General features: G+C 72.7%; 5 protein-coding genes. All 5 read left to right on the plus strand.

All coding sequences use genetic code 11. The annotated features are described in order from the left end of the window. Positions 1 to 18 precede the first annotated feature (18 nt). A complete protein-coding gene (locus ACJA3G_RS27150) occupies positions 19 to 1,380 on the plus strand; it encodes an aspartate aminotransferase family protein (RefSeq protein ID WP_406555675.1) in 1,362 nt (453 codons plus the stop codon). 134 nt (positions 1,381 to 1,514) lie between these two features. Continuing rightward, positions 1,515 to 2,180, plus strand: coding sequence for a GntR family transcriptional regulator (locus ACJA3G_RS27155; protein WP_406555676.1), 666 nt, complete (start codon positions 1,515 to 1,517; stop codon positions 2,178 to 2,180). Next, positions 2,177 to 4,591: a glycosyltransferase gene (locus ACJA3G_RS27160; protein ID WP_406555677.1), complete on the plus strand. Its 2,415-nt coding sequence runs from the start codon at positions 2,177 to 2,179 to the stop codon at positions 4,589 to 4,591. Before ACJA3G_RS27155 ends, ACJA3G_RS27160 begins: the two co-directional genes overlap by 4 nt. A gap of 176 nt (positions 4,592 to 4,767) precedes the next feature. After that, positions 4,768 to 5,418, plus strand: a complete 651-nt coding sequence (locus tag ACJA3G_RS27165) for a hypothetical protein (protein ID WP_283142795.1) — start codon at positions 4,768 to 4,770, stop codon at positions 5,416 to 5,418. Between the two features lie 123 nt (positions 5,419 to 5,541). Further along, positions 5,542 to 6,318, plus strand: a 777-nt coding sequence (locus ACJA3G_RS27170; RefSeq protein ID WP_406555678.1) for a class I SAM-dependent methyltransferase, incomplete at its 3' end; no start/stop codon positions are given.

The raw sequence follows: 6,318 nt of genomic DNA on the forward strand, positions 1-6,318 counted from the left end.
CTCCTTAACCTGGGCCCCATGACCCCTCATGTCGACCCCGACTCCCGGACCGGCGCGGCCGTGAAGGCCGCTGACCGTGCGCACGTGTTCCACTCCTGGTCCGCCCAGGGACTGATCGACCCGCTCGCCGTCGCCGGCGCGGAGGGTTCGTACTTCTGGGACTACGACGGCAACCGCTACCTCGACTTCTCCAGCGGCCTCGTCTTCACCAACATCGGGTACCAGCACCCGAAGGTCGTCGCCGCGATCCAGGAGCAGGCGGGCAGGCTGGCCACCTTCGCGCCCGCCTTCGCCGTGGAGGCCCGCTCCGAGGCCGCGCGGCTCATCGCCGAGCGCACCCCCGGCGACCTCGACAAGATCTTCTTCACCAACGGCGGCGCCGAGGCCGTGGAGAACGCCATCCGGCTGGCGAGGCTGCACACCGGACGCCACAAGGTGCTGAGCGCGTACCGCTCGTACCACGGCGCCACCGCCCAGGCCATCAACCTCACCGGCGACCCCCGCCGCTGGGCCTCGGACACCGGCTCGGCGGGCGTCGTCCGCTTCTGGGCCCCGTTCCTCTACCGCTCCCCCTTCTACGCCACCACCGAGGCCGAGGAGTGCGCCCGCGCCCTCACCCACCTTGAGGACACCATCGCCTTCGAGGGCCCTGCCGGTATCGCCGCGATCATCCTGGAGACGGTCCCCGGCACCGCCGGCATCATGACCCCGCCGCCGGGCTACCTCGCGGGCGTCCGCGAGATCTGCGACCGGTACGGGATCGTCCTCGTCCTGGACGAGGTCATGTCCGGGTTCGGCCGCACCGGGTCGTGGTTCGCCGCCGACCTGTACGGCGTCACCCCCGACCTGATGACCTTCGCCAAGGGCGTGAACTCCGGATACGTCCCCCTCGGCGGCGTCGCCATCTCCGCCGAGATCGCCGCCACCTTCGACAAGCGGCCGTTCCCCGGCGGACTCACCTACTCCGGGCACCCCCTGGCCTGCGCCGCCGCCGTCGCCACCATCAACGTGATGGAGGAAGAGGGCGTCGTCGGCCACGCCGCCCACATCGGCGCGACCGTCCTGGAGCCCGGTCTGCGCGAGCTGGCGGCCCGCCACCCCGCCGTCGGCGAGGTGCGCGGCACCGGCGTCTTCTGGGCGCTCGAACTCGTGAGGAACCGGGAGACGCGCGAGCCGCTCGTCCCGTACAACGCCGCCGGCGCCGACGCCGCCCCCATGACCGCCTTCGGCGCGGCCTGCAAGAAGAACGGCCTGTGGCCCTTCATCAACATGAACCGCACCCATGTCGTCCCGCCCTGCAACATCACCGAGGGGGAGGCGAAGGAGGGTCTGGCGGTGCTGGACGAGGCCCTGTCGGTGGCGGACGAGTACACCGTCTGAGCCCCCGGGCCTTCGACGGACCCCCGCGCCCTTCCCCCCGGGGGCGCGGGGCAGGCCCCGGGAAAACTCGAAATCCCCCGTTTCCCCACCCCTGGCCTATCGTGTGCGGAACACCGACGAGGGGAGGGGCGCCCGTGCCCGCGAGTGGCGGCGTGACCCGCAGTACGCTGCGGCAGCAGATCGCCGACGCGCTGCGCGACGAGATACTGGCCGGGCGGCTCCAGCCCGGCGAGGAGTTCACCGTCAAGCAGATCGCCGAGCAGTACGGGGTGAGCGCCACCCCCGTGCGCGAGGCGCTCGTCGACCTCACCGCGCAGGGGCTGCTCGACTCCGACCAGCACCGCGGCTTCCGCGTCCACGAGTTCTCCGTCGACGACTACCGGGGCATGGTCGAAGCCCGGTCGGTCGTGGTCAACGGCATCTTCCGGAAGATCACGGAGCTGGGCGCCGGGCACGGCCCCGCGCTCGTCTCCGTGCGGCGCCGCGCCGAGGAGTGCGCCCGCGCCGCCCGCAGCGGGGACCTGAACATCCTCATCGGGTACGACCTGCGGTTCTGGCGGGAGCTCGGCGCCCTCGCCGGGAACCCCTACATATCGGACTTCCTGCACCGGCTGCGGATGCAGTGCTGGGTCTTCGCCGTGCCGTATCTGCGGGGCCGCTCCGACCTCTGCGACTGGCTGTGGAACGGGCACGGCGACCTCGTCGACGCCGTCGTCCAGGGGGACGGGGACGCCGCGTACGCCGTGATCAGCGCGTACAACGACCACTCCCTCACCTGGGCGGAGCGGCTGCAGCGGTGACCGACGGCGGCCTGCTCGACCTCTCGGTCGTCGTCCCCGCGTACAACGAGGAACGGCGCCTGGGCCCCACCCTGGACGCGATCCGGGACCACCTGCGCGACGCCCCGCTCTCCTGGGAGCTGATCGTCGTCGACGACGGCTCCCGGGACGGCACCGCGGACGTGGCACGGGACGCGGCCGGCGCCGACCCCCGGGTGCGGCTCGTCGCCGCCGACCGCAACCACGGCAAGGGCCACGCCCTGCGGCTCGGTGTCGCCGCCTCCCGGGGCGCCCGGGTGCTGCTCACCGACGCCGACCTGGCCACCCCCGTCGCCGAGCTCGACCGGCTCACCAAGGAGCTCGACGGAGCCGAGGCCGCCGCCGCGATCGGCTCCCGCGCCCATCCCGAGGCCGACATAGCCGTCCACCAGAGCCGGATCCGCGAGTGGCTGGGGCGGATGGGCAACCGGCTGATACGCGCCGTCGCGGTCCCCGGCATCCATGACACCCAGTGCGGCTTCAAGCTCTTCGACGGCGACAAGGCGCGCGCGGCCTTCGCGGACGCCCGCCTCGACGGCTGGGGCATCGACGTGGAGATACTCCAGTACTTCCGCCGCCGCGGCTGGGCCGTGGCCGAGGTCCCGGTCCGCTGGTCCCACCAGGAGGGCTCCAAGGTCGGCCCCGCCGACTACGGCCGGGTGCTCCTCGAACTCGTCCGCCTCAAGGCGCGCTCCGCCGGGCGGGCGAACCTCGCCCTGTTCGGGCTCTTCCTGCTCTCCTCGGTCTTGCTCTACAAGGACCTGTGGAGCGACCTCGGCCACGGCTACCTCGCCGACTCCGGGCAGGACCAGAACCAGTGGGAGTGGTTCTTCTCGGTCACCGCCGACAACGTCCGGCATCTGCGCGACCCGCTCTTCACCACCCTCCAGGGCTTCCCGGACGGGGTGAACCTCATGGGCAACACCCCCATGCTGGGCCTGTCCGTACCGCTGGCGCCGGTCACGCTGACGCTCGGCCCGACCGTCACCTGGGCGCTCGTCCTCACCCTGGGCCTGACCGCCACGGCGTACGCCTGGTACCGGCTCTTCGCGCGGTGGGTGACCGACAACCCGTGGGCGGCGGGGCTAGGCGGCGCGCTCGCCGCCTTCGCGCCGCCGATGGTCTCGCACGCCAACGCGCACCCCAACTTCTGCGTCCTGTTCATGATCCCGGTGATCGTCGACCGCGCCCTGCGGCTGTGCTCACCGGCCGCGGACGTGCGCCGCGACGGTGTGCTGCTCGGGCTCTTCGGCGCGTACCAGATCTTCCTCGGCGAGGAGGTGCTGCTGCTCGCCGCGCTCGGCATGCTGCTCTTCGCCCTGTCGTACGCGCCGGCCCGCCGCGAGGTGATCGGGCAGGCCGGACCCGCCCTCGCCAAGGGCCTGGGGGTGGCCGCCCTGGTCTGTCTGGCGTTGGTCGCCTACCCGCTGACCCGGCAGTTCTTCGGCGAGCAGAGCTACCACTCGGTGCTGCACGGCGACGCGGCGGGCAACAGCCCGCTGTCCTTCCTGAAGTTCTCCGGACGGGCGCTGCTCGGCGACGAGGCGACGGCGGACGGGCTGGCGCTCAACCGGACCGAGCAGAACGCCTTCTACGGCTGGCCGCTGATCGCCCTGGCCCTCGCCATCACGGTACGGCTGTGGCGGCACGCCCTGGTGAAGGCGCTCGCGCTCACCGCGGTCGCCGCCGCGCTGCTCTCGCTCGGCCAGAAGATCCGCCTCCCCTACACGGACGTGGTGCTTCCCGGGCCCTGGCGCGCCCTCGCCCACCGGCCGCTCTTCGAGTCGGTCATCGAGGGCCGGGTCGGGATGATCTGCGCCCCGGCGCTCGGCGCGCTGGTCGCGCTCGCGGCCGGACGGCTGGCCACGGCCGGCCGGGTGAACCGGCTGGCGGGCCTCGCGGCGGTGGCGGCGGCGCTGCTGCCGATCGTCCCGACCCCCTTCCCGGTGACCGAGCGGGCGCCGGTGCCGTCGTTCTTCGCCGACGGGCTGTGGCGTACGTTCCTGAAGCCCGGCGAGTCCGTGGTGACCGTGCCGCTGCCGGACCCGGCCGCCGCCGACGCGCTGCACTGGCAGGTCCGCGCGGGCCTCGGCTTCCCGCTGCCCGGCGGTTACTTCAACGGCCCCTGGGGCCCGGACCGGATCGGCATCTACGGCGCCTCCCCGCGCTGGACCTCCAATCTGCTGCGCGATGTGCGCTACGGCGCCGCGATCCCCGACATCGACGAGGGCTGGCGCGCCCGGGCGCGGGCGGACCTGGCGTACTGGAAGGCCGGGCTCGTCGTCCTGCCGCCGCAGGACAACGAGGAGGCGCTGTACACGACGGTGTCGCGGCTGCTCGGCCGGGAGGGCCGCCGGGTGGACGGGGTATGGATCTGGGACGTGGGCCGTTGAGGTCCCGCCGCCATGGGTATGCGTCCCCACGGGTCTTCTGAGGCGTGTGGGACTGCCGAGTCGAAGCCCGGGCGGCGCGTTGACGCGTACTCCGCACGGGAGTTGACGGGCGAGCTTCGCGGAGCGTGCTCGGCGGACTACGCTGTCCCGACCATCGCGACCTCGTAAGGAGCCCCGTGGCCTGTGACTTGTGGCTGGTCCCCCTCGTCGACGTGCTGTGCCACAGCCCCGACAACCCGTTCGCCGAGGAGATCGCCTCGTACGACAAGGCGCTCGGTGAGGCAGGGCTGCCGCCCGTGCCCGTCTTCGCGTACATGCCCGGCCTCTCGGGCGATGTCGCCCCGGTCGCGGGCTTCGACTACGACGCGCTGCACTTCCTGCGCCGCGCCTACCTCCTCCAGCTCTGCCGGCTCGCGGTGACGCCGGTGGACGAGCTCGGCGGCGACTACGAACAGCTCCTGGAGATGTTCGAGACGACGGCCCAGCAGTCCCATCTGGTCTGGCACTACGACCACGCGGGCGCGTATGTGCCGGTGGACTTCCGCACCCCGCTCGCCAACGAGGAGCTGCTGGCCGGGGGCGGCCCGCTCGGCTCCACCCACGGGCTGCTGCGCGAGCTGGAGTTCGTGGCCCCGGCGATCGGCATAGACCCGGTGAACCCGCCGATGGCGCCCGCCCCGCCGGACCGCCCGACCTCCCTGGAGGAGCCGGCCGGGCCGATCCCGTACGACGAGAGCCCCTTCGCCCGGGAGCGGCATGTGTGGCTGGGGCTGCACGCGGCGGCGACGCGGTCGCTGGCGCAGGGCTCCATGATCATCTTCAGCTGACGTCCCGGGGGGTCACGCGGTGGCGGGCCGGGAAGTAGCCGGGGCCGGGAAGTCGCCGCGCCACCACCGGCCTCACCCCTGGCCGTAAACTCCGCGCCACCCTGCGGGAGTAGGACCGGGTCCATGGCACAAACGACGAGCGCCCCGAGCGCCGCTCCGGCCCGCTTCTCCGACGTCAAGGGGTGGTTCTGGCCCGCCGACCAACTGCTCTTCGACTGGTTCCTGGCCCGCCAGGAGCGCCAGGAATTCCGTGGTGACCTGCTGGAACTCGGCGCGTACCTGGGCAAGAGCGCGATCTTCCTCGGGTCGTACCTGCGGGCGGGCGAGACGTTCACGGTCTGCGACCTGTTCGACTCGCCCGCGCCGGACGACCCCAACAGCGAGGAGATGGACCGCTCGTACGCGACCCTGACGCGGCGGGCCTTCGAGGCGAACTACCTCGCCTTCCACGACGAGCTGCCGGTGGTGGTCCAGGCCCCCACGTCGGTGATCACCTCGCGGGTACGCCCCGGCAGCTGCCGCTTCGTCCACGTGGACGCCTCGCACCTGTACGAGCACGTGCACGGGGACATCGAGGCGGCGCGGGAGCTGATCGCGCCGGACGGGATCGTGGCGTTCGACGACTTCCGGGCGGAGCACTGTCCCGGGGTGGCGGCGGCGGTGTGGGGCGCGGTGGCGACGCACGGGCTGCGGCCGGTCTGCATCACGGGCACGAAGTTCTACGGCACGTGGTCGGATCCGGAGCCGGTGCGGTCCGAGCTGCTGGCGTGGCTGGGGTCCCGTCCCGACATGTGGCACGGGGTGGAGGAGGTGGCGGGGGCGCCGCTGATCCGGATCTCCGGCAAGAAGGCGGTGGCGCCGGAGCATCCCCGTTCCCGGCACGCGGGCGTGACCCCGCCC

The sequence above is a fragment of the Streptomyces sp. YS-3 genome (assembly GCF_045257485.1).
GTDB lineage: Bacteria > Actinomycetota > Actinomycetes > Streptomycetales > Streptomycetaceae > Streptomyces.